We start from the raw sequence: 26,002 nt of genomic DNA, 5'->3' as shown, positions 1-26,002 counted from the left end.
GCAGCGGAATGGCCGGCGCCGCGACGGCGGCGTTCGGCGTGGCGGTGCGATCAGCCCGCCGCGAATCGCGAGAACCCTTCTTATTTCCATCGACCGGAATTACGCTCTGGGCCAGCCCCGAGGTGCATCACATCGGAGGTTCCTATGAGGACGATGACCATCCGTCGCACGACTGCACTCCGCCTGGTGTCCGGCGCACGCCGCCTGTGGATCGAGTGGTGCTGGTAACTGCCGGCCCGGCGGGCGCTCCCGGGCGCCCGCCCCTGCGGCGGTGGGCCCTGCGGTGACGGACGGGGCGGAGCGCTACGACTGCCACCGCGACCACGGGCCGTACGCCGGGGTCTCGGCCTTCCTCGGCCGGGTCGCCGCCGACCCTGACCCGGCCCGGCCGGGGAGCCGGCGCTCATCGTGCGCCGGCCCCGGTCCGGGGAGGGGAGCGGGTTCAGCAGCCCTGGCGGCGGCTGTAGATCTGGTGGCGCTCACCGGCCCATCCGATGTAGCCGACCGCCTCGACGCAGTAGTTCGCCGTACCGGTGACGGCGACCGGGCCGGCGTAATAGCTGAAGTCACCGGAATTGGTGTCCGCGCCGCCCGACCGGGTGCAGTGCGCGCCCTCGCCCGACCGCTCCGCGCAGCGGTAGATCTGCACGAAGGTCGGCGCCGACCTCCCGTACGCCGCGCCGCGGTGGTAGAAGCAGGCGCTGTTGGTGCCCCCGTTGCTGCTGTTGTAGTAGATCACCAGTTCACCGAGCCCGGACGACTGCACCTGGCTGTAGGTGATGGTCCCCGAGCAGGAGCCGGCCGCCTGGGCGGCGGGGGCGCCGACAGTCAGGCCCGCCGCGACGGTCACCAGCGCCGTCAGCGCCGAAAGCATGCGTTTCATGTACCTACCTACCCAATCCACAGTCGACTGTTCCGTAGTGGATCTTAATCAACCGGTGACCTTCGCCGTGGCCCTGATCCATAGGCAACCACCTATTGACAAACAATATTAACAATTGGACCCTGCTGAGAGAGCGCTCTCCCGTCCCCCTGTCTCCCGCGAGGTGTCCCCATGCGTCTCCGAAGAAGGCTGCTCGCCGCCGCGTCCGCCCTGCTCGCCGGGCTCACCGGCGCCGTCGTCGCTACGCCCGCCCAGGCGGTCGGACCGGCGTTGCTGCCGGTCACCGTCACCAACACCACCGGCCGCAGCGACCCGGTCCACCTCTACGTCATCGGCGTCCAGCTGTCCTCCGGCCGGCTCGGCTACGTCACCTCCGGCGGCGGATTCGTACCGTGGACCGGCGGGCAGCTCCCGCCGTCACCCGCGCCGGACGTCTCCATACCGGGCCCCGGCAACGGCGGCAGCACCACGATCCAGTTCCCCCGCGGCTTCTCCGGCCGGGCCTACTTCTCCCTCGGGCAGAAGCTCAAGTTCTTCCTCACCCCGGACGGACTGGTGCAGCCCGCGCCCTGGGCGGCCGGTGACGCGAACCGCGACATCCTCTTCGACTGGAGCGAGTTCACCTACAACGACTCCGGGCTGTGGCTCAACAGCTCCCAGGTCGACATGTTCGCGATCCCGCACGCGGTCACCGTGACCGGCGCCAACGGCGTCACCAAGCGCACCGGCGACGTGGTGGCCAACGGACGCAACGCGGTGATCGACGGGATCCGGGCGCAGCCGGGCTGGGCCGGCACCGTCCACACCCGCTCCGACGGGACCGTGCTGCGCGTCCTGGCTCCGGGCAAGGCGGCCGGGGCCGGCCTGCTCAGCACCACCTACCTGGACTCGTACATCGCGTCCGCGTGGAACGCGTACACCACGAAGACCCTGACCGTGGCGCCCTTCGCCGACCAGCCGGCCATCCGGTACTACGGCCGCACCTCGGGCAACACCATGACCTTCACCAACGGCAGCGGCCAGGTGGTCGCCTCCTTCAACCGGCCCTCCTCGGCCAGCGTCTGGGGCTGCGACGGCGACCTGCCCGCGCCGAACGACCAGGTGGTCGGCCCGATCTCGCGTACGCTCTGCGCCGCCCTCAACCGAGGCACGCTCGGCACCGTCGACACCCAGCCCAGCACGAACGCCGCCGACTTCTACCGCAGCAACCCCACCAACCAGTACGCACGCCTGATCCACGCCAACATGACCGACGGCCGGGCGTACGCGTTCGCCTTCGACGACGTCGGTGGATTCGAGTCGCTGGTGCACGACGGCGATCCCCGTTCGGCCGGACTGATCCTCAGCCCGTTCACCGGCGGTGGCGGCGGCACCCCGACCACCGGGGTGCCAGTGGTCAGCAACTGGAACAACAAGTGCATCGACGTGCCGAGCTCCAACTTCGTCGACCGCGCGCCGTTGCAGATGTGGAACTGCAACAACACCAACGCGCAGAAGTGGACGTTCAGCGGCACGGCGCTCAAGAGCCAGAACAACAAGTGCATGGACATCGACGCCGGGTCCACCGCGAACGGGGCGGCGGTGCAGCTCTACACCTGCAACGGCACCGGCGCCCAGCAGTTCACCCTGAACGCGGCCGGAGACCTGGTCAACCTCCAGGCCGGCAAGTGCGTCGACATCAAGGACTGGAACGGCAACGACGGCGCGAGGCTCCAGCTCTGGGACTGCGGGGGCACGGCCAACCAGAAGTGGCGCAAGGGCTGACCAGCCATGCGAACGGTGGCGGGGGCCGACCGCGAGTCGCTCCCGTCACCGGCACGCGACGGACGAGACGGCCGACACGACGCCGCGCACCGAGGCGTCCATCGACGTTCATCCAACAGATCGATGTGCGTAAGCTCCGCCCGGTCAGATCTGGGGAACCTACCGAGGAGGTTCCATGGATCGTCGAGCAATGCTGCGGGCCACTGTCGTCGGTGCGGGCGCTGTCGCGCTGCCGTTCACCGCGTGGTCGGCGGCGTACGGAGCCCCGGCGCAGAACGCGGCGGGCCCCTACGGCGGGCTCCAGCCCGCCGACGCCAACGGCATCCAGTTGCCGGCCGGCTTCACCAGCTCGATCGTCGCACGATCCCGTCGGACGGTGCCGGGGACGTCGTACACCTGGCACGACGCTCCGGACGGTGGCGCCGTGTTCCCGAACGGCACCGGCTGGATCTACGTGTCGAACTCCGAGGTGTCAGCCGGTGCGGGCGGCGGTGCCTCACGCCTCGTCTTCGACTCCAGCGGCACCGTGGTCGGGGCGTCGCGGATCCTCTCCGGAACCAACAACAACTGCGCCGGGGGCAAGACACCGTGGAACACCTGGCTCTCCTGCGAGGAGGTGTCCCTGGGCCGGGTCTTCGAGACGTACCCCCTCGGCGGGACCGCCGTGGCGCGTCCCGCGCTGGGCCGGTTCAAGCACGAGGCGGCCGCGGCCGACCCGGTCCGCCGGGTCGTCTACCTGACCGAGGACGAGACCGACGGCAAGTTCTACCGGTTCGTGCCGACCACCTGGGGCGACCTCTCCGCCGGAACCCTCCAGGTCTTCCGCGCCGGTACGGCGACCTCCGGCACGTTCACCTGGGCCACGGTGCCCGACCCGGACGGCTCGCCCACCCCGACCCGGCAGCAGGTGTCCGGCGCGAAGACGTTCAACGGCGGCGAGGGCTGTCACTACGCGGATGACACCGTCTGGTTCACCACGAAGGGCGACAACCGCGTGTGGCAGGTCAACCTGGCCGCCGGCACGTACGAGCTCGCCTACGACGACAACCTGGTCAGGCCGGGCACCCCTCCGCTGACCGGGGTCGACAACATCACCGGGTCCACTGCCGGTGACCTGTACGTCGCGGAGGACGGCGGGAACATGGAGATCTGCATGATCACGCCCGACGACAAGATCTCGGTCTTCCTGCGGATCACCGGACAGAGCGGTTCGGAGATCACCGGGCCGGCGTTCACCCCGGCGGGGGACCGGCTGTACTTCTCGTCGCAACGCGGCACGACCGGCTCGTCCTCCGGCGGCATCACCTACTGCGTCACCGGACCGTTCCGCCGATGACCGGCTCCCGGCCCCGCTGACAGTGACCACGCGGTCGAGGACGCCCGGTCTTCACCGGGCGTCCTGCCGGCCGTCACGGCACGTGTCCGGTTCCTGGCGCATTGACATCGGCGCTCCGGCCACAGCAGACTGTCGCGACAACTGAACCACCGCGTGTACGTGCGGGGGAAGACCGGTCGAAATCCGGCGCTGGCCCGCAACGGTAGGCCGCCCAGAGAGATCTGCGGCGGCGAGCCCGAATACCCGTCGTACGCGTGCATCCGCTCCCCACCCGTCGTGGCCCACGGGTCGGAGTCCCGGTCGATCCCGCGTGCTGCGGTCGTCCGGGCTTTCGACGACCGCCGGGCCGGAAAGGCGCTTCCGATGGTCGTCCGCCGAAGCCGGCACCGCCTGCTCGCGCTCCTCTGCGGCGTACTCGCCGCTCTCACCCTCACCACACCCGCCGTCGCCGCCCCCGAGCGCGCCGCCCTCACCCGCCCGGAGGCCGCCGGCGGCTGGCTCGCCCGGCAACTCGTCGACGGCGAACGCTTCGAGGCGGTCTTCGACGGTGTCGTGTACCCCGACCAGGGGCTGACCCTCGACGCCGTGTTCGCCTTCGCCGCCACCGGCGTCGCCGACGACCACGGCGCCGACGCGCTGGCCTGGGTCACCCGGCCGGACATCCGCGACGGCTACCTCGGCGACGGCGTCTCCGAGGCGTACGCGGGTGCGACCGCCAAGCTCGCCCTCGCCGTGCAGGTGCGCGGCGGCGACCCGGCCGACGTCGGCGGGGTGGACCTGATCGCCCGGCTGCGCTCGCTCCAGACGCCGGCCGGCAGGTTCAGCGACCGGTCCGCGTACGGCGACTACAGCAACGCGTTCAGCCAATCCTTCGCGCTGCTGGCGCTGGACCGTACGGCGGGCGGAGCGCCGCCGGCGGCGGCCGCCTGGCTGGCCGGCACCCGGTGCCCGGACGGCGGCTACCCGCTGCTGCCCGCGCAACCGGTCTGCACGTCCGACGTGGACGCCACCGCGCTCGCGGCACAGGCGCTGCGCGCCGCGGACCGTCCGGCCGACGCCGCCGCCGGGCTGCGCTGGCTGGTGTCCGTTCAGCGTGCCGACGGCGGCTTCGCCAACGCGGGCGGCACGCCGAACGCCAACAGCACCGGCCTCGCCGCGCAGGCCCTGCGCGACGGCCACCGGCTGCCGGCCTGGGCGCGGGCCCGGGCATTCCTCGCCGGACTTCAGGTCGGCTGCGCCGGGGCGCCGGCCGACCGGGGCGCTGTCGACTTCGACGGCGGCGGCTTCGACCCGGCCACCGCACCCCGGGCGACCGCCCAGGCCGTCCTCGGTCTCACCGGGATCGGGTACGCCCGTCTGTCCGCCGTCGGCGCCGACCCCGGCGCACCGGCGCTCGCCTGCCCGTGAACCGCTTCGCCGCTCGCCCGATCACAGGAGGATCCGTGTTCCGTCATCGTTCCACAGTCCGCACCTGGCTGGCCGGTCTCCTGGCCGCCGTCGTGGCCGGCGTCGCGCTGACCGCAGTCGAACCCGCGCCCCGGGCGGCGCACGCCGCCGCCTGCGCGGGCACCTCGGGAGTCACGGTGGTCGTCGACTTCGCCACGCTCGGCGGCGGCGTCCAGGTCGCCTGTGCGCCGGGCGATCCGGCCACCGGCCTGGCCGCGCTTCAGGCCGCCGGCTTCACAGTCACCGGCACCGCCCGCTGGGGCCTGGCCTTCGTCTGCCGGATCAACGGCAAGCCCACCGCCGCGACCGAGCCGTGCGTCAACACCCCGCCGGCCACGGCGTACTGGTCGTACTGGCATGCGTCCAGCGGCGGCTCCTGGTCCTACAGCACGTCGGGGGCGACCGGCTACAACCCCGCGCCGGGCAGTGTCGAGGGCTGGTCCTTCGGCGCCGGCGCCCCGCCGAGCATCGCCGCTCCCTAGGTGTGACCGGCGGCGCACCGGGTGCCGGCAACTGCTCTGGCGTCGTCGCGCGCCCGGGCGGTACGGTGTCGGCACCCGGTGCGCCGGGCACACAACTGCATACGTCCCGCGCGGGGGGAAGCCGGTTCGAAGCCGGCGCTGACCCGCAACCGTGAGCGAGAGTCCCCCTTTCGCGAGCCGGAATGCCCCGCCCGGGACGAGCGGCTTCCACTGTCGAGGTCTACAGGGTGAAGTCCGGGCCGCCGAGGTCCGACCACCCCGCTCACCGCAGCACGCGGAGCGGGGTGTCCGTTTCTCGGGGTGCTTTCCGGAGGTTTCACCGACCGCTCTGCGAAAGGCACCCCTGATGCCCCTGTCCCGGCGTCTCACCACCGGCCTCGGTATGGCCACGGTGACGGCTCTCGCCGCGATCACCGGCGCCCCGCCGGCCGTTGTCGCGGCACCCGCCCCGGCCCACGTCACAGCCGCCCGCGAGGCCGCGTCCTGGCTGGCCGGCGAGTTCACCGACGGTTCGCTGCCCGGCCCGTTCGCCCCCGAGGACTGGGGGCTGACCATCGACGGACTGGTCGCGCTGTCCGCCACCGGCGTCGACGCGCCGACCCGGCAGGCGGCAACCGCGCAGGTCGCGAGACACGTACGGTCCTACAACAGCTACGACGACTGGGGCATCGAGGGCTTCACCGACGGCGGGGCCACCGCCAAGCTGCTCTACGCCGCGGCCGCCGCCGACGCGGACCCCACCGACTTCGGCGGCTACGACCTGCGGGCGGAAACGCTGTCGCTGATCGCCACGGCCGACGCCGGGCACCAGCGGGGGCGGATCACCAGCCGTACCACCGCCGACAGCGGCCCGGACGCCAGCAACACCTTCGACCAGTCCTTCGCCGTGCTCGGCCTGGCCCGCAGTGGCGATCTGCCACAGGACACTGTGGACTTCCTGATCCGGCAGCAGTGTGCGGCAGGTGGCTTCCGGCTCTACCCGGACGCCGCCGACGGACCCTCGCCGTCCTGCGACGACCAACCCGGCGCCACCCTCGACGTCGACTCGACAGCGATGGCCGTGCAGGCGTTGCTGGCCGCCGCCGAGGACGGCGCCACCGGCGCCGGCGACGCCGCCCGCAAGGGCGCCGACTGGCTGGTCACCCAGCAGCACACCGACGGCTCCTTCGGCGGCTCGGGACCGACCACCGGCGCGAACTCCAACAGCACCGGCCTGGCCGGGCAGGCCCTCGCCGCCGCCGGCCGCGACGACGAGGCCGCCCGGGCGGCGAAGGCCCTGGCCGCGCTGCAGCTCACCGCGGGCAACGGTGGGGCGGCCTCCGCCGACGCCGGCGCGATCGCCTACAACACCGACGGGTTCACGACTGCCGCCGCGGCCGGGATCACCGACACCGACCGGGACCAGTGGCGCCGGGCCACCGCGCAGGCATTGCTCGGGCTGGCCCAGGTTCCGCTGGGCCGGATCGGCCTCGACCCGCCGCCCACGTCGAATCCCACCCCGACCGGCACGGCCTCGCCCACCGCGCCCGCCACGCCCACCGCGTCTCCCACGCTCACCACGTCGCCTCCGCCGACCGGCAGCGCCGGCCCGACGCCGAGCGTGACCAGTCCTCCGGCGACACCCGCGCCCACGACCGCGGCGCCGACCACCGCCGCTCCGCCGATCACCACCCCGGCCGCGTCAGGGCTGGGCGGGCTGCCGACCACCGGCGCGGCGATCGGCAGCTACCTGCTGATCGCGCTGCTGCTGATCGGTGGCGGAGTGACACTGCTCGTGCTCGGCCGACGGCGGGCGGGATGAGCCTCCGCGCCGCCCGCGGTGCGCTGGCCGTCGCCCTGGTCACCGCGGGCACCACGATCGGACCGGGCGGTCCTGCGGTGGCCGCCGGGTCGGCCGGATACTGCCCGGACGCCTCCGGGGTGACAGTCGTGGTGGACTTCAACGAACTCGGCGGCGGAACGGTGGTGCGCTGCGCGCCGGGCGCCCAGGCCAGCGGCCTCGCGGCGCTCAAGAACGCGGGCTTCCCGATCACCGGAACCCTGCGCTGGGGTGAGGGGTTCATCTGCCGGATCGACGGCAAGCCGTCGGCCGCGACGGAGAAGTGCGTCGACACGCCGCCGGCGAGCGCCTACTGGTCGTACTGGCACGCGCCGAACGGCGGCAGCTGGACGTACAGCGACAAGGGTGTGCTCAACCGCAAGCCGGCGGCCGGCAGCTTCGAGGGCTGGTCGTTCTCCCTCAACCGCAACGCCGATGACGCGCCTCGTCCCGGCGTCGCGCCGAAACGCCCCGCCCCTCCACCGCCGCCACCACCACCGCCCCCTCCGCCGCCGCCACCCGCGGGCGGCGGGCCGGCGGTGCCACCACCGGCGGGAGGAACCGTCGCACCGCCGCCGGTCGCCGGTGGCCGGCCCGGCGAGCCCACCCGGCCGGCCGGCACCTCCGGCCCGCCGGCCTCCGTCAGCCCGCCGGCCTCCGCCGGCGCGTCACCGACGGCCGGTACGCCGACCCTGGCGGCGACGCCGGGTGCCGCCACCGGAACGGCACCGCAGGGCTCCTCCGACGAGCCGGTGGTGACAGATGTCGCCGCGTCCCGTGACGACGACGGCCTGCCACTGGGCACGATCGCCGGGGTGCTGCTGCTCGCCGCGCTCGCCACCGGCGCGCTGGTCGCGGCCCGACGACGCCGTGCCGCCGGCCCGGATGACTGACGCCACGGGCACCGGGTCGCGGACGGCTGACGCCGGCCGGCTGCCGGGCCGGTGGCCGGTGTGGTGGCTACCCCGAGGGCTGCACCCGGGCGCATGGTGGCTGTGGGCGCTCGGCCTGGCCACCGCGGCCAGCCACACCACGAATCCGCTGCCGCTGGCCCTGCTCGTCGCCGTCGCCGGTCTGGTGGTGGTGCGCCGCCGGGGCGACGCGCCGTGGGCGTTGGCGTTCCGCATGTACGTGTGGCTCGGCGCGGTGATCGTCACGATGCGCGTCGTGTTCCGGATCGTGCTCGGCGGCGGCCAGGGCGAGCACATCCTGGTCCGGCTGCCGGAGATCCCGCTGCCCGAGTGGGCGGCGGGCATCCGTCTGTTCGGACCGGTCGCCGTCGAGCAGATCCTCGGTGGCTTCTACGACGGGCTGCGGCTGGCGGCGATGCTGATCTGCCTCGGCGCGGCGAACGCCCTGGCCAACCCGAAACGGCTGCTCAAGGCCGTACCCGGAGCGCTGTACGCGGTCGGCACCGCCGTCGTGGTCGCGTTGTCGGTCGCCCCGCAGCTGGTGGAGAGCGTGTTACGGGTCCGCCGGGCCCGTCGGCTGCGCGGCGCGTCCGGCCGGGGGATGCGGGCGCTGCGCGGGATCGCCCTGCCGGTGCTGGCCGACGCGTTGGACCGGTCCCTGGCCCTCGCGGCGGCGATGGACTCCCGTGGTTACGGCCGCACCGCGGCGGTGCCCGCCGGGCAGCGAACCGTCACCGGCGCGCTCGTGCTCGGCGGGCTGGTCGGCGTGTGTGCCGGCACCTACGGGCTGCTCGACACCGCCGCACCCGGCTACCTGGGGCTGCCGATGCTCCTGGCCGGACTGACCGCCGCCGTGACCGGCATGCTGCTCGCCGGCCGCCGGGTCCGCCGCAGCCGGTACCGACCGGACCGCTGGCGCCCGGCCGAGCTGCTCGTGGCCGGCTGCGGGGTGGCCGCCGCGGCACTGACCATGCTCGCCGGCTCAGTGGACCCGGAACTCCTCTACCCGCCGGTCAGCCCGCTCACCTGGCCCCAGCTGACCCCGCTGATGCTTCTCGCCGTGGGCGTCGCGGCGGCACCCGCCTGGCTGGCGCCGCCACCACCGCCGACGGCACGTGCCGGACGCCCGCCGGCGGTGGACCGGCCGTTCCCCGTCACGGACGTGCCGGCAGACGGAGAGCGCGCCGCGACCGCGACGACACCGGGAGACCGTCCATGATCACTTTCGACCGGGTCACCGTCCACTACGCCGAGGGCGGCCCGCGGCCGTTGCGGGACGTGACGCTCCGCATCGAGGAGGGTGAACTCTGCCTGGTCGCGGGCCGTACCGGCGCCGGAAAGTCGACGCTGCTGCGGGCGATCAACGGCCTCGTCCCGCACTTCACCGGCGGCACCCTGCACGGCGCCGTCACCGTCGACGGCAGGGACACCCGCACGCACCCGCCGCGCGATCTCGCCGACGTCGTCGGCGTGGTCGGCCAGGACCCGCTGGCCGGGTTCGTCACCGACACCGTCGAGGAGGAACTGGCGTACGGGATGGAGCAGCTCGCCCTGTCACCCGCGGTGATGCGCAAGCGGGTGGAGGAGACCCTGGACCTGCTCGGCATCGCCGACCTGCGTGACCGGCCGCTGCGGACGCTGTCCGGCGGGCAGCAACAGCGGGTCGCCATCGGCGCGGTGCTCACCGCGCACCCCCGGGTGCTGGTGCTCGACGAACCCACCTCCGCGCTGGACCCCACCGCCGCGGAGGACGTGCTCGCCACCGTCACCCGGCTGGTGCACGACCTCGGAGTGACAGTGGTCCTGGCCGAGCACCGGCTGGAGCGCGTGCTGCAGTACGCCGACCGGCTGCTGTACCTGCCCGGCGACGGCCGCGTCCACGACGGGACACCGGCAACCGCGCTGGCCCGCATCGACATCGCGCCACCCCTGATCGAGCTGGGTCGCCTCGCCGGCTGGACACCGCTGCCGCTGTCGGTCCGTGACGCCCGCCGACGGGCGTCCGACCTGCGGCACCGGCTCGCCGGCGTGGACCCGCCGCCGGTCCCGGCGGGAGCGGACACCGGTCCCACGCTGACCGCGCGGAAGATCGTCGTACGGTATCCGGGGACCGTCGCGGTGGCCGGTGTCGACCTCGATCTGCGCGCCGGACGGGTCGTCGCGTTGATGGGCCGCAACGGATCCGGCAAGTCCAGCCTGCTCTGGGCGGTGCAGGGCAGCGGCCCCCGCCACGGCGGCACCGTGGCCGTGACCGGGCCGCAGGGCACCGTCGACCCGAAGGCCCTGCCGGCCGGTCAGGCCCGCCGGCACGTCGGCCTCGTCCCGCAGAACTCCGGCGACCTGCTCTACCTGGAGACCGTCGACGCGGAGTGCGCCCAGGCCGACCGGGAGACCGGCGTGCCGGCCGGCACCTGCCGGGCGCTGGTGGACCAGCTCGTCCCCGGACTGCCCGGTGACCGGCACCCCCGGGACCTGTCCGAGGGACAGCGGCTCGCCCTCGCGCTCGCCGTGCAGCTCACCGCCGCTCCGCCGGTGGTCCTGCTCGACGAGCCGACCCGCGGCCTGGACTACCACGCCAAGCGGCAGTTCACCGCCGTCGTCCGGATGCTGGCCGGCGACGGCCGGGCGGTGGTGGTCGCCACCCACGACGTCGAACTCGTCGCGACCCTCGCCGATCGGGTGATCGTGATGGCCGAGGGGGAGATCGTCTCCGACGGCACCACCGCAGAGGTCATGCTGGCCTCGCCGGCGTTCGCGCCGCAGGTGGCCAAGGTTCTCGCCCCCGCACCCTGGCTGACAGTGGAACAGGTCGCCGCCGCGATCAACGCGACCGGGGCACCGGCATGAGTGTCCTGCGGGTCGCCCCGCGTACCGCTGTGGTGCTGACCCTCGCCTCGGCCGCCGCGCTGGCCACCTTCACCTGGCCCTTCTTCGTCCCCGCACACCCGGAGACCACCGCCCGCACCGGCGAGGCGCCGCTGGTCTTCATCGTCATGCTGCCGGTACTCGTGGCGCTCGTCCTCGCCGAACTCACCTCCGGCGGTATCGACAGCAAAGCCCTGGCGATGCTCGGCGTACTCGCCGCCGTCAACGCCGCCCTGCGCCCCCTGGGCGCGGGGACCGCGGGCATCGAGACGGTGTTCTTCCTGCTCGTCCTCGCCGGCCGGGTCTTCGGACCCGGGTTCGGGTTCCTGCTCGGCGCCACGTCGCTGTTCGCCTCCGCCCTGCTCACCGCCGGCGTCGGGCCGTGGCTGCCGTTCCAGATGCTCTGCGCCTCCTGGATCGGCCTCGGCGCCGGCCTGCTCCCGGCCCGGTTGCGCGGCCGGGCCGAGGTCGCCGTCCTGGCCGGGTACGGGGTTCTCGCCGCCTACGGCTACGGCCTGCTGATGAACCTGTGGTTCTGGCCGTTCAGCGTCGGCGCGGACACCCAGCTGTCCTACGTCGCCGGCGCCCCCGTACTGGAGAACCTGCACCGTCTCGCCCTGTTCACCGCCGTCACCTCCACCTTCGGCTGGGACACCGGCCGCGCGATCACCACCGCCGTGGCGATCGTCCTCGCCGGTCCGGCCGTCCTCGCCGCGCTGCGCCGCGCCGTCCGGCGGGCCGCGTTCGGCGCGCCGGTCACCTTCGCCACAGCGTGCGACCCGCCCACGCCCCGGGCGGACGGCGACGACGTGACCACGCCCGGCGTCCCGCTGTCGTCCTCGCGTCAGGACGGAGACGTCGTGACCGGGCACGCGCTCGGATCAGCGGCGGATCAGGCCGAGTTCGGTGGCGGAGGCGACGGCCGCGGTGCGTGAGTCGACGCCGAGTTTGGCGTAGATGCGGGCCAGGTGGGACTTGACGGTGCCTTCGGTCAGGTGCAGGCGGGTGCCGATGCTGTGGTTGGACAAGCCGTCGGCGACCAGGGCGAGAACCTCGGTCTCGCGTCGGGTCAGGGCGGTGCCCGGCGTGCGCAGCCGGTTCATCAGCCGGTTCGCGACGGTGGGCGCCAGCGTGGTGCGCCCGGCGGCGGCGGTGCGGACGGCGGCAGCCAGGTCTTCGGGTGGGGCGTCCTTGAGGAGGTAGCCGGTGGCACCGGCCTCGATGGCGGGCAGTGTGTCGGCGTCGGAGTCGTAGGTGGTGACGATCAGCACGCGCGGCGCTTCCGGGCGGGCGGTGATCCGGGCGGTGGCTTCGGCGCCGCCCATGCCCTTCCCGAACTGCAGGTCCATCAGCACGACGTCGATGTCGCCTTCGCCTGCACGGGTGACGGCCTCCTCGGCGGTGGCGGCTTCGGCCACGACGACGAGGCCGGGTTCGGTTTCCAGCACGGCGCGCAGTCCGGCCCGTACGACCGGGTGGTCGTCGGCCAGGAGGAGGCGGACGGGGACGTCGTCGGTCACGGGCGGCCCTCGGGCTCGGTCCTGCTGGGCGGGGTGAGGGGAAGCTCGGCGGTCAGGGCGGTGCCGTGGCCGGGCGCGGACTCGACGGCCAGGGTGCCGCCGAGGGCGTTCATGCGGGCGCGCATGGCCGTCAGGCCGAAGCCGCCGCTGTCGACGTCGGGGGCGGGCAGACGGTCGGGGTCGAAGCCTTGCCCGTTGTCGACGACGTGAAGGGCGATGCGGTCGCCGAGACATCTGAGGGTGACCTCGGCCGTGGTGGCCCGGGCGTGGCGGACCGTGTTCGCGAGGGCGGACTGGGCGATACGCAGGAGCGCCACCTCGTGGGCGGTCGACAGCGATACGGGGGCGCCGACGAGGTGGAAGCGGGCGGCGATGCGGTGGCGGGCACTGGTGGTGGTGCACAGGCGTTCCAGGGCGCCGGCCAGGGTGGTGCCTTCCAGGGTGGGCGGGGTGAGTGCGGCGACGAAGCGGCGGGCCTCGGCGAGGTTGTCCACGGCGACCTGGCGGGCCGCGTCGACGTGGCCGGAGGCGGCACCGGGCCGGCCGGGCAGGGCGCGCTCGGCGGCGCGCAGCAGCAGTTGGATGCTGGACAGGCCCTGGGCGAGGGTGTCGTGGATCTCGCGGGCCAGACGCTCGCGTTCGGCGAGTACGCCGGCCGTGTGCTCGGCCCGGGCCAGGTCGGCCCGGGTGGCGGTGAGTTCCTCGATCAGCTGCCTGCGCTGTTCGCTCTCCCGATACAGGGCCTGGTATCCCCACACCACCCCGACGGCGACGGCGGCGCCGAGCGCGGGACCGATCACCGTGGCCGCGGTGAAGGAGCCGGTGTGAGCACCGAACCCGGCGACGGCCGCCGCGGCGGTGGCGATCACGGCAGCCAGGCCGGCGCGGCGCGGCAGCAGGTGGAGCTGGAGGAAGTACAGCGGGAAGGCCACCCAGATCGCATCGGGGGACAGGCTCAGCAACACCAGCCACGCGGCGCCCACGGCGGCCAGCCACCAGGCGGCGGCCCACCGCGAGCGGCGGATGCGGGGGAGGAGCGGCCCGATGGCGTACGCCAGGCCGCACGCCACCGACGCAGCGACGATCGATCCGGCGCGGGGCCGGTCGTCGGCCACCGCCCGGCCGGCAGCCAGGACGAGCAGGCCGATGATCAGCAGGTGCAGGCACCAGGCCAGGGCTCGGGTGGTCGGGGTCAGGGCAGGGGCAGCGGTGCTCACAGTGCGTCCCACGTTACCGAGGCCGGCGCCCCGGGGGCCTCTATCGAAAGTTAGAACCCGTGCGCCGTCCTTCGGCCCGCGAAGTGCCCGCCTACGCCAGACGCGGACACGGGCGCCGGCCGCGATGGTGGAGTCGTACCGCTTCCACCGCCGAAAGGACAGGCCACTGCCGTGTTTGTCGCCTGGAGAGATCTGAAGTTCGCCAAGGGACGCTTCGCCCTGATGGGGACCGTCATCGTGCTGATCACCCTGCTGGTCGGGCTGCTGTCCGGGTTGACGGCCGGACTGGGCCGGCAGAACGTCTCCGCCATCACCGGCCTGCCCGCCGACAGGATCGCCTTCCAGGCCCCCGGCGAGGGCCAGGGCGTGTCGTACTCCAACTCCACAGTCACCGAGAAGCAGTGGCAGCAGTGGGCCGAGGCGCCCGGAGTGACAGGCGCCGAACCGCTGGGCATCGCCACGACGAGGGCCACCGCCGGAAACAGGAGCGCCGGGGTCTCCGCCTTCGGCGTCCGGCCCGGCTCCCACCTGGCCCCCGGCAGCGGCCGGATCGACGGCCGCTCGGCAGTGCTGTCCACCAGGGCCGCCGACGACCTCGGTGTGAAGGCCGGTGACTCCGTCACCCTCGCCGGGCAGCGACTGACAGTGGCGGCCGTACGCGGCGACGCCTCCTTCAGTCACACCCCTGTGGTGTGGATCAGCTTGGACGTGTGGCAGAAGATCGCGCCTCCCACCGGCACCGGTGACGGCAGCCCGGCGGCCACCGTCGTCGCCCTGACCACCACCTCGGGGGCCGATCTGGTGGCCACCGACCGGCAGGCGGGCACCAAGACGGTCTCCGTCGACGACTCGCTGTCCGCGATCGGCTCCTACACCTCCGAGAACGGCTCCCTCCAGCTGATGCGCGGCTTCCTGTTCGCCATCTCCGCCCTCGTCATCGGAGCGTTCTTCACCGTCTGGACGATCCAGCGCAGCGGCGACGTCGCAGTGCTCAAGGCACTCGGCGCCTCGACCGCCACCCTTCTCAAGGACGCCATCGGGCAGGCCGTCGTCCTGCTCGCCGGCGGCACCCTGCTCGGCACCGGCATCGCCGCCGCGCTCGGCGCCCTCGTCGCCGGATCGGCTGTGCCGTTCGTCCTCACTCCGGTGACCGTCCTCCTTCCCGCGGCCGTGATGGTCGTCCTCGGCGCCCTCGGAGCCGCCCTGGCCATCCGCCGCATCACCTCCGTCGACCCGCTGACCGCCCTGGAAAGCGCCCGATGAGCCTGAACCTGACCGACATCACCCTCACCTACCCCGACGGCGAGGGCCGCCTGACCGCCCTCGACCGCGTCACCCTGGACGTGCCCAAGGGCAGCCTGACCGCCGTGATCGGCCCCTCCGGCTCCGGCAAGTCCAGCCTCCTCGCGGTCGCCGCAACCCTCATCACCCCCGACACCGGCACCGTCACCGTCGACGGCACCCCGACCACCGGTCTCATTCGGGCCGAACTCGCCGACCTGCGCCGCCGCAAGATCGGCATCGTCTTCCAGCAGCCCAACCTGCTGCCCTCCCTCACCGCCGCCGAGCAGCTCCAGGTCATGGCCCAGATCGACGGCCGCCCACCGGCCAGAGCCCGTACCCGCGCCGTGGAACTGCTCGACGCGGTCGGCCTCGCCGGCCAGGCCGACCGCCGGCCGCACCAGATCTCCGGCGGCCAGCGCCAGCGCGTCAACATCGCCCGCGCCCTGATGAACAACCCCACGGTCCTGCTCGTCGACGAACCCACCAGCGCCCTCGACCACGAACGCGGCGCCGCCGTCATCGACCTGATCACCCGCCTCACCCACCAGCAGACCACCGCCACCGTCCTGGTCACCCACGACCGCACCCACCTCACCGCCGTCGACCAGATCGCCGAGGTCCACGACGGCCGCCTCCACCTTCCGGCACCAGCCCGCTGAAGCGGGTGTTCCAGGGGGCGGGTCGGCGAAGCGGCCTGCGGGCTGCCGTCGACGTCGTGATCCAATGAAGCGCATGGTCGTCCAGCGGATCACCGCCGGCCTGCTGTTGCTGATCGGGTTTCTGGCGATGGCGGCCTCCCACACCTTCCCGTTCCTCGACGATCTCTCCGAACCGGCCGAGTCGGCGGTCGCGATCGGGGGCGCGGCGTGCCTGCTGGCGGGGGTGTGGCTGTGGTTGCGCAAGCCGGCGGACCGGTCGTCCGCGCCCTCGGCCGGCGACGGTGAGAGCCCGTGACGGCGCGCGGATCGGAGGCCGGGAAAGGGCCGGCGCTCGCGGTGACACGTCCGCCCGCCGCTCACTCCGGCGGGCGCCGCCCGTCGTCGTGCTCGACGGGCGGTCCCGGCTGAGGCGTCGGATACTGAGCCGATGACCAACCCCGACCTCGATCCCGAGGTGTACCCGCCGATCGACCCGCGTGAGGACGTGCCGGACGACCCCGGCGAACTCCTCCCGGACACGCCCGGCGAACTGCCCGAGGCGCCGGTCGAGCCGATGCCCGACGACGGGGAGCCCGGGGGCGTACCCGAACCGGCCTGACCGGCCGGCACCGGGGCACCCGACAGATCGACGATGATGGATAATCCTGTGGTGACCGGCGCGCCGACCGCAGGGGAGACCGGATGAGGATCGTCGACGCCCGGGTGATCGTGACCTGCCCCGGCCGGAACTTCGTGACCCTGAAGGTCGTCACCGACGCCGGCGTCACCGGCGTCGGTGACGCCACCCTCAACGGCCGGGAACTCGCAGTCGCGTCCTACCTGCGTGACCACGTCGTGCCGCTGCTGATCGGGCGCGACCCGGCCCGGATCGAGGACACCTGGCAGTACCTCTACCAGGGGTCGTACTGGCGGCGCGGGCCGGTCACGATGAGCGCCGTCGCCGCCGTGGACACCGCGCTGTGGGACATCAAGGGCAAGGTCGCCGGGCTGCCGGTCTACCAGTTGCTCGGCGGCCGGTCCCGCGAGGGCGTGACCGTGTACGGGCACGCCAACGGCGAGACCGTCGACGAGGTGCTGACCGAGGTCGCCCGCTTCGTCGACCTCGGCTACCGCGCGGTCCGGGTGCAGTGCGGCGTGCCCGGCCTGCCCCGGACGTACGGCGTCAGCGCCGACAAGATGTTCTACGAGCCCGCCGACGCCGCGCTGCCGACCGAGGCGACCTGGTCGACCGAGGCCTACCTGGCCCACGTGCCGGGCGTGTTCGCCCGGGTCCGCGAGGAGTTCGGGCCCACCCTCCGGCTGCTGCACGACGTGCACCACCGGCTCACCCCGATCGAGGCGGCGCGGCTCGGCAGGAGCCTGGAGCCGTACGCGCTGACCTGGATGGAGGATCCCGTCCCGGCGGACCTGCAGGAGGGTTTCCGGCTCATCCGCTCGCACACCACCACGCCGATCGCCGTCGGCGAGGTCTTCAGCAGCATCTGGGACGCCGCCCAGCTCATCCGGGAACAGCTCATCGACTACGTGCGCACCACTGTGGTCCACGCCGGCGGGATCACCCACCTGCGACGCATCTTCGACCTCGCCGCGCTGCACCACGTCCGCAGCGGCTCGCACGGGGCCACCGACCTGTCCCCGGTCTGCATGGCCGCCGCGCTGCACCTGGACCTCGCCATCCCCAACTTCGGCCTGCAGGAGTACATGCGGCACACCGAGGCGACGGACGAGGTGTTCCCGCACGGCTACCACTACGAGGGCGGCTACCTGCATCCGGCCGAGACTCCGGGGCTCGGTGTGGACATCGACGAGCAGGCAGCGGCCCGCTACCCGTACGCGCCGGCCTACCTGCCGGTGAACCGGCTGACGGACGGCACAGTGCACCCCTGGTGAGCGCGCCGGTTCAGTGGATGCGGCGACCGTGCGCGTCCGGCACCCCGGACTTGCGGAAGAAATAGGTGTTGATCTGGTCCCGCCACTCGACGGCGCTGCGGAACTGTTCGTCGAGGCGCTCGGCCACCCGGTCGTGGACGGCCGGGTCGACCGCCCCGGCGACGAGCCGCCACCGTTCCCGCATCGCCGCCACCTCCTCGACCCCGGCGAAGTGCGTGTCGTAGATGTGCTGGATCACGGTACGGCCACTGCGCAGCACGTGCCGGTACGGGACGTGATGGAAGAACAGCAGCAGTTCGTCGGGGCAGCGCTCGCGTGACTCGTACACCTCCGACCACGGCGGCGGGTACTGGCCGGTGAAGCCGGTCCCGGTCGCCCGGGTCCGGTCCACCCCGACGCCGTCTCGGTCGGCGAAGTGGTACGTGCCCCACGGGGTGTACTCGTAGCCGTCCACGTCCGGGCCGTAGTGGTGACCGGGCCGCACCATGAAACCGACGCCGAGCGGGGCGGTGTAGCGCTCGTAGGTGCGCCAGGAATCGTCCATGACCGCGTGCATCGTCCGCCGTACCGCTTCCGGATCGCCTGTGGTGACCGGCAGCCAGGTCAGGTCGATCCACTCGTCGAGGATCGCGGCGGGATCCAGCAGCGGATCCCAGGCGAGCCGGCCGAAGGCGTACAGGTTCGCCTGCGCCAGCGGGTGCCCGGTCCAGAACGGGTCGTCGCCCACGTTGGCCACTGCCACCAGGCCGCCCCCGGTGCCCGCCCACCCGGCCGCCACGTCGGCGATCGTGCCGCCGGCCGCGCCCCGGGGCCGGAACCGCAGCACCTCGCTCCACCAGGGCGCGAGGTAGCAGACGTGCCGCTGCTGGCCGGTGTACTCCTGCGTCGCCTGCACCTCCACCGCCAGCCGGGTGGCCGGCATCGCGGCGAGCACCGGGGACACCGGTTCGCGTGTCTGGAAGTCGATCGGGCCGAACTTCACCTGAAGGATCACGTTGTCGGCGAATCGTCCGTCCAGCGGCGCGAAGTGGTCGTGCGCGGCCCGGGCCCGGTCGGTCGACCGGTCCCGCCAGTCCTGGTGGTGGTCGTAGACGAACGCCCGCCAGCGCACCACGCCTCCGTACGGGGCGAGCGCGTCGGCGAGCAGGTTCGCGCCGTCGGCGTGGTCGCGCCCGTACGCGAACGGGCCGGGCCGGCCCTCGGAGTCGGCCTTCACCAGATAGCCGCCGAAGTCGGGGATCCGCCGGTACACCCGCCGGGTGGCGGCGGCCCACCAGGTCCGTACCCGCTCGTCCAGCGGATCGGCTGTGGACAGGCCGCCGAGGACCACCGGGGCGGCGAAGGTCACCGACAGATGCACCCGGATGCCGTACGGGCGGAGCACCTCGGCGATCTCCGCGACGTCGCCGAGCCGGTCGGTCAGCAGCCGCGCCTCGGTGTCGTGCACGTTGACGTTGTTCACCGTGACGGCGTTGACGCCGCAGGAGGCGAGCAGGCGTGCGTAGTCGCGGAGCCGGGCGGTCTCGTGCCGGGCGGCGCCGTCGCGCCAGAACAGGGAGCCGCCGGCGTAGCCCCGCTCGACCTGGCCCGACACCGGGTGTACGGCCACGTTGTCCCAGTGGTCGAGCATCCGCCGGTCCAGTGCCGGTCGGTGCCGCCGAGCCGGGAGGTCGTCGTCGAATGCCGCCGCGCCGAGCCGGAGCACGTGGAACATCCCGTACAGCAGGCCGGCCGGCGCGTCGGCCAGGACCACTGTCACGTCGTCCACCCGCGCCAGCAGGTACCCCTCGTCGCCGAGGGAGCCGTCACCGGTGCCGTTCACCGCCGGTGTCGCGCCGAGCCGGGCCGTCTCGGCTGCCGCGTTCGGCACCGGGCCGGCCCCGCGCAGGGCCAGCACCAGGTCGGCGTCGACCTGCCACGGTGGACCGTGCCAGAGCCGTCCGCCGTACCGGCCGCAGGCCCGGCTCACCTCGTCGAGGACCGTGTCGACCAGCGGCCCGTCGCCGTGCACCAGCACCCCGCGGGAGCCGAGTTCGCGGAACGCCGCGGGCGGGAGCCAGGCGGCGTGCCAGGCCGACTCGCCGGCGTCGGCAGCCGCCCGGCCGGTGACCGGGACGCTCATGCGGTGAACTCCGCCCGGATCTCGTCGATCATCGGGTCGCCGATCCGCAGCAGCGCCAGCACCAGGAGCGCGGCGAGCAGGGCGAGTACCGCCTCGGAGAACACCGCTGTGACGCCGGCGACGGCGGCCAGCAGGGCGACGTTGCCGACTGTGACGCCGGGCTTGCGCGCCACGTAGTAGACGGCGAGCCGGAGCACGTCGCGGGTGCGGAAGGTGAACAGTGAGACGATCACCAGCGCGTTGACCCCGACCAGGATCACCCCCGCCCCGACCACGACGAGCGGCACTGCCCACCAGCCGGGGACGGCGGCGGCGGGCAGGTTCGCCAGGTTGACAGCGATGACTGCGAGCCACAGCAGCGTCGGCGCCCAGACGCGCAGCACGCCCGGCAGGTTGGCCCGGTAGGCCCGGAGGAACGTGGCGGCGGGACGGAGATCGGTCAGGTCGGGGCGTTGGTGCCGCAGCGTGTGCAGCGCGGCCGAGACGGCCGGACCGAGCGGCACCGCGGCGGCGGCGACCAGCGGGAGGTTGCTGCTGTCGCGGTCGAGCAGCACGAGTACGGCCAGGCCGGGCAGCGTGCTCACCAGGAGCAGCAGTTCCACCACGAGCAGGATGTGGACCCTCGCGGCGGCCCGCGACAACGGCCCGTCGCCGAACTCCCGCAGCCCGCCGGCCGCGCCGGTCACTGCCGGTCCCCGGGCGGGTCGAGCAACCTGTCGTCCCACCACGGCGGGGTCTCGTCCACGACCGGCGTCAGTTCGGCGAGGGTCACCTCGTGCCGGGTGAGGACGAGGTCGAGGTCGGCCCGCCCGGCCGCGACCGGCACTGCGCGATGGGTACGGGCCGGCTCGGCGGCTTCCCGCAACGCGTCGAGCTGCCGGGGCCGGGGCGAGTGCGGGCTGCCCATCTCCCGCCAGGCCGCCCAGGCGTTGCCGGCGTCCTCGCTCACCGACGAGCGGAGCAGGAACGCCGACACGGTGCCCGGCGGGCCGATCGGGACCGACAGCGACAGGGTGTGCCGCCCGGGTGCCGGTTCCCGGCCGGTGACGTCGACCGGGGCCCAGGCCAGCACCGCGACCCGGCCGTCGGGGTGCCGGGTGACGAGGTGGTCCGGTCCGCGCGCGAGCACCTCGTCGCCGAGCCGGGCCATGAAGGCGTACAGGTGGTAGGTGGGTTTCTTGATCTGCCGGTGGGTGAGCAGGCCGAAGCCGCCGTGCAGCGGCGCGGTCGGCACCCCCTCCTCCTCGAACACGTCGCTGAAGGTCCAGTAGGAGAAGGAGTCGACCAGATCCCCGCCGCCGGCCAGCACCGGGGCGAGGTAGGCGGCGTGGAAGGCCGTGTCGTGGATCGGGTTGTCCGGCCGGTAGGAGGAGTTGAACTCGGTGATGTGCACCGGGAGGTCGGCCAGCGCGGTGCCGGCCAGGTGCCGGCGGGGCGCGGCGAACTGCTCCAGCAGGTCCGCGGCCGGGGCCAGCGTCTGCCGGGTGCCGAACGGCAGGTGCCGGGCCGGGCCGGAGGTGTAGGCGTGCCGGCTGACGAAGTCGACAGGCACGCCGCGGCCGGTGACGAACTCGGCGAACGGCTTGAGCCACTCGTCGGCGCCGGGGGAGAGGGCCGGGCCGCCGACCTGGATCGCCGCGTCGACGTCCTTGACGGCGTGCGCCGACACCTCGTACAGGCGGTGGTAGGCGTCCTGGTCGGCACCCTGCCAGAACGCCGTCAGGTTGGGCTCGTTCCACACCTCGACGGGCCAGCCGCGCACCTCGTCGAGGCCGTACCTGTCGACCAGGTGGGCCACCGTGGCGCGGACCAGGTCACCCCATTCGGTGTACGACCGGGGAGGCGTCACGTTGCCCCGCCACCAGAACACCGTCTGGTCGCCGGATGCGAGCGCCGAGGGCATGAACCCCAGCTCCACGAAGGGCCGGACGCCCATCGCGAGGTAGGCGTCGACGACCTGGTCGACGTAGGTGAAGACGTGCCGCACCCGGCGCTCGCCCTGGTACGAGTAGGGGCGGTGCACGCCGACGCCGTCGCTGAGCAGCCCGTGCCCGCGGATGTGCCGGAAGCCGATGTCCCGCTGCACCAGCGCCAGCGAGTCCTGATAGTCGCGTCGCAGGGCCAGGTCGAACCGGCCGGTGCCCACGCAGGTACGCCAGGCGTCGGTCAGCCGGCCGATGGGCCGCTCGGGAACGGTGCCGCGCATCGCCGGTCAGCCGTGGCTCTTGCGGTACCGCTCGTACGCCTTGTTGACCAGGTCGGTGTAGGCCTGCGCGTTCTTGCCCTTCAGCTCCGAGACGTAGGCGTCCCACTCGCTCAGCGGCCGCTGGCCGAGGGCGAACTTCAGCGTGTTCTGGGTGACGTGGTCCTTCAGCGCGGTCGCCCACAGCGTCGTCTGCTCCCGCTCCTCATCACTGAGCGGCGCGGGCGGCGGAGTCACCCAGGGCGCGGGCTTGCGGGCGTTCATCTCCTTCTGGAACTCCAGCTCCTCGGGCGAGAAGAACGACTGCACCAGGTCGAGCTTGCCGCCGTAGGCGAAGACGCCGTTGTAGAAGCCGAAGTCCTTCTGCAGGTGCTTGCTGCCCTTGGGGTTGAGCCCGATGACGTTGACGTCCGGGGCGAGGGTGCGCTTGCCCGAGGCGTCCTTGGTGTACGTGGTTCCCTCGACGCCCCACTTGGCGAACTCCTGGCCGGCGTCGGAGTACCAGAGCCAGTCGACGAACTGCATCATGGCCACGAAGTTCTTGCCCTCCCGGGCCTTGCTGGAGATCATCACGCCGTTCTCCAGCCGGCTCGCCGCGTTGACCGGGCCGGCCGGCCCGACCGGGAAGAGGATCTTGCCGAGCCGGGCGTTCGGGTTGATCTTCGCGATGTCCGGGCGGTAGTCGTTCACCAGGGTCTGCGCGTTCGTGCTGATCACGAACGACTTGCCGCTGGCGAGCTTCTGCCGGGCCTGGTCGTCGGTCTGGGTGAACGTCTCCGGGTCGAGCAACCCCTCGGCGACCAGCTTGTGGAGATACGCCACCACCTGCCGGTAGCCGTCCGAGGCGCCGGTGAAGACGTACTTCCCGGCACCGGCGTCCCAGCTCGTCGGCTGGTAGTTCCAGCCGGCGCCGGGCAGGCCGTGTGCCAGGGCGAGCATGTTCAGCAGGTTGCCGGCCGGGTTGGGCTTGCCGAACCGGTCGGAGAACGGGATGACGTCCGGGTGGGCCGCCTTCATCGCCTTGAGCATGGCGTACACCTCGTCCCAGGTGGTCGGGGACGGAATCTTCAACTGCTCCAGCACGTCGGTGCGGACCGCGAGCGTGTAGTCCTGCCAGGGCTTCTCGTGCAGGCCGGGCAGCAGGTAGAACTTCCCGTCCTCCTGCCGCAGCGTGTCCATCTCCGGCTGGAGTCCCCACCGCTCGATCTTGTCCTTGAAGTGCGGCATCAGATCGAGGTAGTCGCTGACCGGCAGGATGGCGCCGGACGAGACGTACGAGCTCTCCTGCGGGTGGTAGGTCTTCGGGATGATCAGCGGGGCGTCGCCGGAGCCGACCAGCACGCTGCGCTTCTGCTCGTAGTCGCTCAGCGGCACGGCGACCGGGTCCAGCTTGACGTTCGTCCGCCGGGCCAGCTCGGCCCAGAACAGCCACTCGGGCTTGAGCGGGTAGTTCGGGTGGTTGTTGTAGAGGATCGAGAACGTGACCGGCTCGGTGGCCTTGAACTGGTCACCGATGCCGTACTTCTCCATCGCGCCCGTACGGTTGCGGTCGAGGTCCTTCTTGTCCGGGGTGTCGTCGCCGCAACCCGCCAGGGCGACGACGGCGGCCGCGCCGCTGGCGAGCAGCACCTGGCGCCGGGACAGCTGGGCCATGGATTCTTCCTTCCGGTGGTGGGGTGGTGGTGCGGGGGGCGGCTATCCCTTCACGGCGCCGAGCATGATCCCGGAGACGAAATAGCGCTGGATGAAGGGATAGACCGCGAGGATCGGCAGGATCGTCAGCACGATGGTCACGGACTGGATGGTGGCGGCGGACTGGACCACGTCGCCGGCGCTGCCGAGGCCGCCGCCGGTCTGCGTGGCGTCGGTCGCGCCCGCGATGAGGTTGCGCAGATAGACGGTCACCGGGAGCAGGTCCTGGCGGTCCATGTAGAGGAACGCGGCGAACCACGAGTTCCAGAACGAGACGGCGTAGAACAGCACCATCGTGGCGACCATCGCCTTCGACAGCGGCAGGACGATCCGCAGCAGCGTGCCGTACGTGTTCAGCCCGTCGACGGCGGCGGCCTCCTCCAGCTCGACCGGCAGGCTCTCGAAGAACGCCTTCATCACCAGCAGGTTGAACACGTTTATGGCGTTGGGCAGGGCGATCGCCCACACGGTGTTCTTCAGTCCCAGGCTGGTGACCAGGACGTAGTTGGGGATCAGCCCGCCGGTGAAGAACATGGTGAACACGGCGATCCCGACCAGCGCGGTCCGGCCCCGCAGGTGCCGCTTCGACAGCACGTACGCGTAGCAGGTGGTCAGCACGACGGAGATGAGCGTGGCGACCACCGTGTAGAAGACGGTGTTGCGGTAGCTGATCCAGAACGTCGGGTCCGACGTCACCACGCGGTACGCGGTGAGGTTGAACCCGCGCGGCACCAGGTTCACCTCACCCGCGACGATGTACGCGTTGTCGCTGAGCGAGCGGGCCACGATGGTGAGGAACGGATACAGGGTCACCACCACGACGCCGGTCAGCACGACGGCGTTGACGACCTGGAAGACCCGGTAGCCCGCTGTCGGCCGGGGGCCACGCGGGCGGACCGCCGGTGCCCGCGTGCGGGCGCGCGTGCTCACCACAGGCTCGTCCCCACCGTGCGGCGGGAGATCGCGTTCGCCGACAGCACCAGCGTCAGCCCGATCACGGACTCGAACAGGCCGATCGCGGCGGCGTAGCTGAGGTTCCCGGAGACGATGCCCACCCGGTACAGGTAGGTCGAGATCACGTCCGCCGTCGGGTAGGTGAGCGGGTTGTACAGCAGCAGGATCTTCTCGAAGCCGACGGCCATGAAGGTGCCGATGTTGAGGATCAGCAGGGTGACCATCGTCGGCCGGATCCCCGGCAGCGTGACGTGCCAGGTCTGCCGCCACCGGTTGGCGCCGTCGATGCGGGCCGCCTCGTACAGGTCGCCGTCGACGGTGGTGAGCGCGGCGAGGTAGAGGATGGTGCCCCACCCGACGGTCTGCCAGACCTCGGAGGAGACGTAGATCGTCCGGAACCATCCGGCCTGCTGCATGAACGGGACCGGCTCACCGCCCACGGCACGCACCATCTGGTTCACAGTGCCGTCCACCGACAGCAACTGGAGGACCATGGCGGCCACGATCACGATCGACAGGAAGTGCGGCAGGTAGGACACCGACTGGACGAACCGCTTGAGGGCACGGTTGCGCACCTCGTTGAGCAGCAGCGCGAGCACGATCGGCAGCGGGAAGCAGAACAGCAGGGTCAGCGCGCCCAGCACGAGCGTGTTGGTGAACACGCTCCAGAAGGTCGGGTCGGTGAAGAACAACCGGAAGTACCGCAGCCCGGTCCAGTACTCGCCGAAGATGCTGCCGCCCGGCTGGAAGCGCCGGAACGCGATCACGTTGCCGAGCATCGGCAGGTAGCGGAACGTCAGGAAGAACAGCAGCGGCAGGACGGCGAGCGAGTAGAGCTGCCAGTCCCGGCGCAGGGCCCGCCGCCAGGGCGTACGACGACTGCGCGGGATCCGGGCTGCCAAACTCGTCCTCCCGCCTGACCGTCGGCCGGAACTTTCCGGTAATACGTCGTAAG

General features: G+C 72.6%; 23 protein-coding genes and 2 riboswitches. Of the genes, 14 read left to right on the top strand and 9 right to left on the bottom strand.

Annotated elements, in window-relative coordinates; all coding sequences use genetic code 11:
- Window positions 1-442: 442 nt before the first annotated feature.
- Window positions 443-883 carry a hypothetical protein gene (locus tag FB454_RS02810; protein ID WP_013287086.1) on the bottom strand — a complete coding sequence of 147 codons (441 nt, stop codon included), beginning with the start codon at window positions 881-883 and terminating at the stop codon, window positions 443-445.
- Between the two features lie 171 nt (window positions 884-1,054).
- Between FB454_RS02810 and FB454_RS02805 the strand changes: the two genes are divergently transcribed.
- From FB454_RS02805 to FB454_RS02765, 9 genes are all read left to right on the top strand, one after another.
- Entirely contained in the window at window positions 1,055-2,647 is a 1,593-nt protein-coding gene (locus FB454_RS02805; protein ID WP_013287085.1) for a beta-1,3-glucanase family protein, read from the top strand.
- 175 nt (window positions 2,648-2,822) lie between these two features.
- On the top strand, window positions 2,823-3,983 hold the full coding sequence (locus FB454_RS02800; RefSeq protein WP_145822425.1) for an alkaline phosphatase PhoX: 1,161 nt from the start codon (window positions 2,823-2,825) through the stop codon (window positions 3,981-3,983).
- Between the two features lie 141 nt (window positions 3,984-4,124).
- Window positions 4,125-4,248: riboswitch (cobalamin riboswitch) on the top strand.
- Window positions 4,249-4,346: 98 nt separating this feature from the next.
- Entirely contained in the window at window positions 4,347-5,390 is a 1,044-nt protein-coding gene (locus tag FB454_RS02795) for a peptidase (RefSeq protein WP_145822424.1), read from the top strand.
- A 35-nt stretch (window positions 5,391-5,425) separates the two neighbouring features.
- Window positions 5,426-5,911, top strand: a complete 486-nt coding sequence (locus FB454_RS02790; protein ID WP_013287082.1) for a hypothetical protein — start codon at window positions 5,426-5,428, stop codon at window positions 5,909-5,911.
- Window positions 5,912-6,025: 114 nt separating this feature from the next.
- Window positions 6,026-6,099, top strand: a riboswitch (cobalamin riboswitch).
- Between the two features lie 158 nt (window positions 6,100-6,257).
- On the top strand, window positions 6,258-7,712 hold the full coding sequence (locus FB454_RS02785; RefSeq protein ID WP_013287081.1) for a prenyltransferase/squalene oxidase repeat-containing protein: 1,455 nt from the start codon (window positions 6,258-6,260) through the stop codon (window positions 7,710-7,712).
- On the top strand, window positions 7,709-8,623 hold the full coding sequence (locus tag FB454_RS02780) for a hypothetical protein (protein WP_013287080.1): 915 nt from the start codon (window positions 7,709-7,711) through the stop codon (window positions 8,621-8,623). Before FB454_RS02785 ends, FB454_RS02780 begins: the two co-directional genes overlap by 4 nt.
- Window positions 8,616-9,860, top strand: coding sequence for a CbiQ family ECF transporter T component (locus tag FB454_RS02775; RefSeq protein WP_013287079.1), 1,245 nt, complete (start codon window positions 8,616-8,618; stop codon window positions 9,858-9,860). Before FB454_RS02780 ends, FB454_RS02775 begins: the two co-directional genes overlap by 8 nt.
- Window positions 9,857-11,488 (top strand): ABC transporter ATP-binding protein, encoded by a 1,632-nt coding sequence (locus tag FB454_RS02770; protein ID WP_013287078.1) that lies wholly within the window; start codon window positions 9,857-9,859, stop codon window positions 11,486-11,488. Before FB454_RS02775 ends, FB454_RS02770 begins: the two co-directional genes overlap by 4 nt.
- Window positions 11,485-12,441, top strand: coding sequence for an ECF transporter S component (locus FB454_RS02765; RefSeq protein WP_013287077.1), 957 nt, complete (start codon window positions 11,485-11,487; stop codon window positions 12,439-12,441). Before FB454_RS02770 ends, FB454_RS02765 begins: the two co-directional genes overlap by 4 nt.
- On the opposite strand, the gene FB454_RS02760 is transcribed toward FB454_RS02765, so the two are convergent.
- Window positions 12,388-13,026 carry a response regulator gene (locus FB454_RS02760; RefSeq protein WP_013287076.1) on the bottom strand — a complete coding sequence of 213 codons (639 nt, stop codon included), beginning with the start codon at window positions 13,024-13,026 and terminating at the stop codon, window positions 12,388-12,390. The genes FB454_RS02765 and FB454_RS02760 overlap by 54 nt on opposite strands.
- Window positions 13,023-14,243, bottom strand: a complete 1,221-nt coding sequence (locus tag FB454_RS02755) for a sensor histidine kinase (RefSeq protein ID WP_013287075.1) — start codon at window positions 14,241-14,243, stop codon at window positions 13,023-13,025. Before FB454_RS02755 ends, FB454_RS02760 begins: the two co-directional genes overlap by 4 nt.
- Window positions 14,244-14,414: 171 nt before the next feature.
- On the opposite strand from FB454_RS02755, the gene FB454_RS02750 reads away from it, so the two are divergent.
- The 5 genes from FB454_RS02750 (at window position 14,415) to manD (ending at window position 18,076) form a co-directional block, all read left to right on the top strand.
- Window positions 14,415-15,506, top strand: a complete 1,092-nt coding sequence (locus tag FB454_RS02750; RefSeq protein WP_145822422.1) for an ABC transporter permease — start codon at window positions 14,415-14,417, stop codon at window positions 15,504-15,506.
- Window positions 15,503-16,186 carry an ABC transporter ATP-binding protein gene (locus FB454_RS02745; protein WP_145822420.1) on the top strand — a complete coding sequence of 228 codons (684 nt, stop codon included), beginning with the start codon at window positions 15,503-15,505 and terminating at the stop codon, window positions 16,184-16,186. The genes FB454_RS02750 and FB454_RS02745 overlap by 4 nt, the downstream gene beginning before the upstream one ends.
- Before the next feature lie 73 nt (window positions 16,187-16,259).
- Entirely contained in the window at window positions 16,260-16,481 is a 222-nt protein-coding gene (locus FB454_RS02740; protein ID WP_225319635.1) for a hypothetical protein, read from the top strand.
- Between the two features lie 132 nt (window positions 16,482-16,613).
- Window positions 16,614-16,784: a hypothetical protein gene (locus FB454_RS34740; protein WP_013287071.1), complete on the top strand. Its 171-nt coding sequence runs from the start codon at window positions 16,614-16,616 to the stop codon at window positions 16,782-16,784.
- Window positions 16,785-16,867: 83 nt separating this feature from the next.
- Window positions 16,868-18,076, top strand: coding sequence for a D-mannonate dehydratase ManD (gene manD, locus FB454_RS02735; protein WP_145822419.1), 1,209 nt, complete (start codon window positions 16,868-16,870; stop codon window positions 18,074-18,076).
- Window positions 18,077-18,086: 10 nt separating this feature from the next.
- On the opposite strand, the gene FB454_RS02730 is transcribed toward manD, so the two are convergent.
- From FB454_RS02730 to FB454_RS02705, 6 genes are read right to left on the bottom strand one after another with little or no spacing between them, the layout of a single operon-like run.
- On the bottom strand, window positions 18,087-20,198 hold the full coding sequence (locus FB454_RS02730; RefSeq protein ID WP_145822417.1) for an alpha-glucuronidase: 2,112 nt from the start codon (window positions 20,196-20,198) through the stop codon (window positions 18,087-18,089).
- A complete protein-coding gene (locus tag FB454_RS02725; RefSeq protein ID WP_145822415.1) occupies window positions 20,195-20,884 on the bottom strand; it encodes a DUF624 domain-containing protein in 690 nt (229 codons plus the stop codon). Before FB454_RS02725 ends, FB454_RS02730 begins: the two co-directional genes overlap by 4 nt.
- Complete coding sequence (locus tag FB454_RS02720) at window positions 20,881-22,404, bottom strand: GH39 family glycosyl hydrolase (RefSeq protein ID WP_145822413.1); 1,524 nt, start codon at window positions 22,402-22,404, stop codon at window positions 20,881-20,883. Before FB454_RS02720 ends, FB454_RS02725 begins: the two co-directional genes overlap by 4 nt.
- 6 nt (window positions 22,405-22,410) lie before the next feature.
- Window positions 22,411-24,054 (bottom strand): ABC transporter substrate-binding protein, encoded by a 1,644-nt coding sequence (locus tag FB454_RS02715; RefSeq protein WP_145822411.1) that lies wholly within the window; start codon window positions 24,052-24,054, stop codon window positions 22,411-22,413.
- 42 nt (window positions 24,055-24,096) lie between these two features.
- A complete protein-coding gene (locus FB454_RS02710; protein ID WP_230650141.1) occupies window positions 24,097-25,023 on the bottom strand; it encodes a carbohydrate ABC transporter permease in 927 nt (308 codons plus the stop codon).
- Entirely contained in the window at window positions 25,020-25,949 is a 930-nt protein-coding gene (locus tag FB454_RS02705; RefSeq protein ID WP_145822409.1) for an ABC transporter permease subunit, read from the bottom strand. The genes FB454_RS02710 and FB454_RS02705 overlap by 4 nt, the downstream gene beginning before the upstream one ends.
- Between the last annotated feature and the right edge of the window lie 53 nt (window positions 25,950-26,002).

It is taken from the genome of Micromonospora sp. CNZ297, from assembly GCF_007827625.1.
The sequence above is the reverse complement of the archived record's forward strand: the minus strand, read 5'-3'. Positions and strand labels throughout refer to the sequence as shown.

Excerpts from the sequence above, each read along its gene's own strand:
- FB454_RS02775 (WP_013287079.1), top strand. The coding sequence starts at position 8,616 with ATGACTGACGCCACGGGCACCGGGTCGCGGACGGCTGACGCCGGCCGG.
- FB454_RS02810 (WP_013287086.1), bottom strand. The coding sequence starts at position 883 with ATGAAACGCATGCTTTCGGCGCTGACGGCGCTGGTGACCGTCGCGGCG.
- FB454_RS02730 (WP_145822417.1), bottom strand. The coding sequence starts at position 20,198 with ATGAGCGTCCCGGTCACCGGCCGGGCGGCTGCCGACGCCGGCGAGTCG.
- FB454_RS02715 (WP_145822411.1), bottom strand. The coding sequence starts at position 24,054 with ATGGCCCAGCTGTCCCGGCGCCAGGTGCTGCTCGCCAGCGGCGCGGCC.
- FB454_RS34740 (WP_013287071.1), top strand. The coding sequence starts at position 16,614 with ATGACCAACCCCGACCTCGATCCCGAGGTGTACCCGCCGATCGACCCG.
- FB454_RS02800 (WP_145822425.1), top strand. The coding sequence starts at position 2,823 with ATGGATCGTCGAGCAATGCTGCGGGCCACTGTCGTCGGTGCGGGCGCT.
- FB454_RS02785 (WP_013287081.1), top strand. The coding sequence starts at position 6,258 with ATGCCCCTGTCCCGGCGTCTCACCACCGGCCTCGGTATGGCCACGGTG.
- FB454_RS02795 (WP_145822424.1), top strand. The coding sequence starts at position 4,347 with ATGGTCGTCCGCCGAAGCCGGCACCGCCTGCTCGCGCTCCTCTGCGGC.
- FB454_RS02720 (WP_145822413.1), bottom strand. The coding sequence starts at position 22,404 with ATGCGCGGCACCGTTCCCGAGCGGCCCATCGGCCGGCTGACCGACGCC.
- FB454_RS02770 (WP_013287078.1), top strand. The coding sequence starts at position 9,857 with ATGATCACTTTCGACCGGGTCACCGTCCACTACGCCGAGGGCGGCCCG.
- FB454_RS02740 (WP_225319635.1), top strand. The coding sequence starts at position 16,260 with ATGGTCGTCCAGCGGATCACCGCCGGCCTGCTGTTGCTGATCGGGTTT.
- manD (WP_145822419.1), top strand. The coding sequence starts at position 16,868 with ATGAGGATCGTCGACGCCCGGGTGATCGTGACCTGCCCCGGCCGGAAC.
- FB454_RS02780 (WP_013287080.1), top strand. The coding sequence starts at position 7,709 with ATGAGCCTCCGCGCCGCCCGCGGTGCGCTGGCCGTCGCCCTGGTCACC.
- FB454_RS02805 (WP_013287085.1), top strand. The coding sequence starts at position 1,055 with ATGCGTCTCCGAAGAAGGCTGCTCGCCGCCGCGTCCGCCCTGCTCGCC.
- FB454_RS02765 (WP_013287077.1), top strand. The coding sequence starts at position 11,485 with ATGAGTGTCCTGCGGGTCGCCCCGCGTACCGCTGTGGTGCTGACCCTC.
- FB454_RS02745 (WP_145822420.1), top strand. The coding sequence starts at position 15,503 with ATGAGCCTGAACCTGACCGACATCACCCTCACCTACCCCGACGGCGAG.